The organism is Desulfobacter sp. (assembly GCF_050177295.1).
This window is the reverse complement of record NZ_JBFXHE010000354.1, coordinates 1-4,652: the sequence shown is the minus strand read 5'-3', so window position 1 is coordinate 4,652 and position 4,652 is coordinate 1. Positions and strand designations below refer to the sequence as shown.

The following is a 4,652-nucleotide window of genomic DNA, read 5'->3' as shown; positions in this document are numbered from 1 at the left end:
CTTTCCGGGGCAGATGATATAGACCAGGTTTTAACCACCCTTTCCGGGTCTCTTGTTGTGGACGGGGAACAGGGGGCCGGTTTTACCCAGGAAGGCCAGACCCTGATAGAGGAGTCCGCTGCCGAATACGAAGAAAAGCGGGACGCGTACCAGGAAAGCCAGGGGGAGGATCTGCCTTCTTTTGACTCTGACCCGGAGCCGGAGCCGGAACCAGAACCGGAACCGGAACCAGAACCAGAACCAGAACCAGAACCGGAACCGGAACCGGAACCGGAACCAGAGCCGGAACCGGAACCGGAACCGGAACCGGAACCAGAACCAGAACCAGAGCCGGAACCAGAACCCGACCCGGGAAGCGGCGGTGTCACGGACAATACGCCGCCCTCTGTGACCATCACAGACAATACCGATGGCACGGCCACGGGGGCTGTGACCTATACCTTTACCTTCAGCGAAGCGGTAACCGGGTTTACGGTTGATGATGTAAACGTCACCGGCGGCGCCAAAGGAGTATTTACCACGGTTTCCGGTACGGTTTACACCCTTGTTGTGACGCCCTATGCGTCCAGCACCACAGATATTACCGTGGATGTTGGGAGCAATGTGGCCATGGATGCGGCGGGCAATGGCAATACCATGGCCACACAATCCGTTCAGGCTGTAAATACCACCGTCACCGATAGCGTAGCGCCTAATATAACATCTGACGGAACGGCATCAGCAATAGACGAGAACAGCAGTGCCAATCAGGTAATTTACACAGTTTCGGCAACTGACACCGACGATGAAAGCAACGATCTCAGTGGTGATTTGACCTTTAGCCTGAAAAGCGGAACAGACGTAGATGCGGGAAGATTCACCATTGATTCTGACTCTGGAGAGGTAACCCTCACAGAAATCCCCGATTATGAAACCCAGGACAGTTACAGCTTCACAGTGATTGCGACGGACGAAGCGGGTAATTCAGATGAACAGACGGTGACACTCAGTATCAATGACTTGGACGAAACCGCCCCGCAATTCTCTAGTTCCACGGCCACAGCGGGCGCCATTGATGAGAACAGCAATGCGAACCAGGTAATTTATACAGCTTCTGCAACCGACACCGATGATGAAGGTAACGATCTCAGTGGAGATTTGACCTATAGCCTGAAAAGCGGAACAGATGTGGATGCAGGCAAATTGACTATAGATGCCGACTCCGGTGAGGTAACCCTTACCGAAAATCCCGACTATGAGACCCAAGACACCTACAGCTTCACAGTGATTGCTACGGATGAAGCGGGAAATACAGATGATCAGGCGGTGACGCTTAGTATCAATAACTTGGATGGAACCGCCCCGCAATTCTCTAGTCCCACGGCCACAGCGGGTGCCATTGATGAGAACAGCAATGCGAACCAGGTAATTTATACAGCTTCTGCAACCGACACCGATGATGAAGGCAACGATCTCAGTGGTGATTTGACCTATAGCCTGAAAAGCGGAACAGATGTGGATGCGGGCAAATTGACTATAGATGCCGACTCCGGTGAGGTAACCCTTACCGAAAATCCCGACTATGAGACCCAAGACACCTACAGCTTCACAGTGATTGCCACAGATGAAGCGGGAAATACAGATGAGCAGGCGGTGACACTTAGTATCAATGACTTGGAAGAAACCACTTTTGACGGAAACTATGCGGTTGTGACGGCTGATGGTATTTTTGCCGATGATGGTGACGGTGTCAAGACTAACTTGGAAACCTATGAATTGAAGGGTACGGAACTTTCTTACTGGCTTTCCCATGGCAACCGCACCATTGTATTCAATGACAGATCTCAGGATGGGGACGGTAACGATGATCCCATAAACCTTTCAGGGTTCGGGGAGGGGGATAAAATCAAACTGTCCGGAGCCTTTTACACCAATGTGTTTGGAATCCCTCAAAAGAACTTTTCCTATTATACGAATGGTCGCACCGCAGGCTGGTGTAATTCTGTCAGTCCATGCGAAGGTGTCACGACATATGGCACTAATAAACTTTGCTATGGCACGAATAATAGCACCATGGGAACCCTTGCAAACAATATACCCGTACTGCTGGATTTGTCGCACCCGGAAAGCATCATTTCTTTTGCATAGTTTTTCGCCGGTACAGATGGATATTATTTACAAGCTGTGGAAAGCCCTGCTGACCCACGGCAGGGACGGGGCGGAAAAATACTGCAAGCAGCAAACCGGTTCAGGTCTCCCCGAAGAATTGACTGGACTCATCACAATGATGCAGAACCGGAGGGCTTTACACCGATTTTTAATGCAAACGGCAGCCCAGGAAAAAAGCATGCAGGGCTGGCATGCCCTGTTCAGGGGCATCGCGCGTCTGGCCTTGGGAGACAGGGAACAGGCAGAAATTCTGTTTAAAGCCGCCTCCGGCACGGAAGCTTGCCGTGCGCCGTCCTTTGTTTATCTGGGCAATATTTACCTGCTGCAAAACGAAACAGACCTTGCATGGGAGACCCTCAGGGAGGGGATTTCCTTGGACAGGACCATTGGGGAATTCCACCTGATTGCCGCCCGGCTGCATTTGGCGGTGGAAGCCTTTGACAAAGCTCAGGACGAACGCGCCATAGCCGTTGAAAAGGGCGGCTATTCCCGCCTGGGACTGAAATCCCTGGACATGGAAGAGATGATGGCCCGGAATCGCTTTGACCAGGCAGCGGCTGCCGCAGCAAATCTGCTCCGGGACGGGCTTGCCGGAGCCTCCTTGGAAGAAATTGCATTCGTGGGCCTGAGGGTGTTGATGCTCTGCGGCGCTTTTGACGAAGCGGACCGCTTCCTGGATCAGGCCCTGGAAAAAGATCCTGAAAATATTATCCTACTCATATACCGGGCAGATATTGCTGTACTCAGGGGGCGGTATCTTGCGGCGGGCCAGGCCGTGTCCCAGGCCCTGGCAATAGCCGGGGAAAATATTTCCCTGCTGGTGAGAAAAGCGCAATTGACCGGAAAAGCATTTTCTCCTGCCCAGGGGCTGGGCGCCCTGGATCGTATCGTGGAAAAGATGCAGAACAAGCCCCGGCCCAACCTGGCCGTGTACCAGGCCATGTACGGGGATATCCATTTTGAGCTGGATAATGTCAAGGCGGCGGTCAAGGCCTATGAAGCGGCTCTGCAGACAGATGCCAAATGTGTTCCGGCCCTGGCCGGCCTGGCCAATGTGATGATGGTGGAAGGGAAACTGGACAGGGCCCGGGAACTTCAGGATCTTCTGTATAAGCTAACGCCGGTCCGGGCCATGCAGGCCATGATCAACAATGAGCGGATGCCCGGCGATGACCGGAACATCCAACGAATGGCAGCCATGGCCAAAAAGCCGGGAACGCCTTTGCAGATGAGGGCCTCTTTGAACCTGTCCCTGGCCCGGATATACCAGAAGCAAGAACATGTTGACCTGTCAATGGATTATGCGGATAAGGCCAACGCGCTGTTCCGTAAATGTCTTTCGTTTGACCCTGAAAAGGGCGCCCGGCAGGCAGACCGGATTATCAGCCGCATGACCCGGGAATTCTTCGACAGCAGGCAGGGGTTCGGGACAGCCAGTTCCCTGCCCCTGTTTATCCTGGGAATGCCCAGATCCGGCACCACCCTGGTGGAACAGATCCTGGGCAGCCACTCCGCTGTTTTTCCCGGGGGAGAGCTGGGGCAGATGCCGCGCATGTGGAGACGCCTGCAGGTCTGGGAGCAGCGCATGGGATCTGATTTTCAGAAGATCCCCGATTGCATCCTGGAGTTGAACCAGAGCCAGAGCGTGGCCTTTGCCCGGAAAGTGGAAGAAGAATACCGGGAATTCATGCCCCAAGATCCCGGTAAAATCCATATCACAGACAAGCTCCCCCATAATTTCACTAATATCGGCCTGATCAAGCTGTTATTCCCCAAAGCCAAAATTATTTATTGCCGGCGCCATGCCGGCGCCATTGCCATTTCAAACTACTTTGTAAGCTATAAGGCGATGCATGGGGGCATGGGGTTTGCCAGCGACCTGGCGTGGATCGGAACGGAAATCGGCAACTGTCGGCGCCTCATGGCCCACTGGAAGGCCATATTCGGAGACAGCATCCATGTGGTGGACTACGAACAACTGGTGGCGGAACCGGAATCTGTCATAAAATCCATGCTGGATTATCTGGGGCTCCAATGGGAGGAGGGTGTCCTGGCCTTTGACCGGCTGGAACGGCCCGTTAAAACAGCTTCTCTGGCCCAGGTGCGCAAGCCCCTGTACAAGGGTTCCAGAGACAGGTGGCGCAGGTATGAACACCGGCTCCGGCCCATGTTCGAGGCCCTGGACCGGCGCCTGGCAGATCCTGTGCCCGCCCCGGTTCCCCTGCCGCCCCACGAACCCAGCCTCTTTCTCAGGGGCATGGATCTGCTCAAGGCCGGGCAAAATCCGGAAGCAGAAGCGCTTTTCCGGGAAATCCTGGACATCTATCCTCGCCACGCGGCAGCCATGCACATGCTGGGCGCCGCCTATTCCAACCAAGGCAAAATCCTGCCCGCCCACCAATGCATGAAACGCTCCATCCAGCTCCATCCGGGCAATCACACCTGGTACGGCAACCTGGCAATTATCCTGGACCATATGCGAAGACCGGAGGAAGCTGCTGAAA

The 4,652-nt window shown here is 54.2% G+C and carries 2 protein-coding genes; both read left to right on the top strand.

Going from position 1 to position 4,652, the window contains the following annotated elements; genetic code table 11:
• Window positions 1-2,127 (top strand): cadherin domain-containing protein (locus tag AB7U36_RS18810; protein WP_428161188.1); only part of this gene is annotated, 2,127 nt, incomplete at its 5' end.
• Window positions 2,120-4,652, top strand: a 2,533-nt coding sequence (locus tag AB7U36_RS18805; protein WP_428161187.1) for a sulfotransferase, incomplete at its 3' end; no start/stop codon positions are given. The genes AB7U36_RS18810 and AB7U36_RS18805, both read left to right, overlap by 8 nt.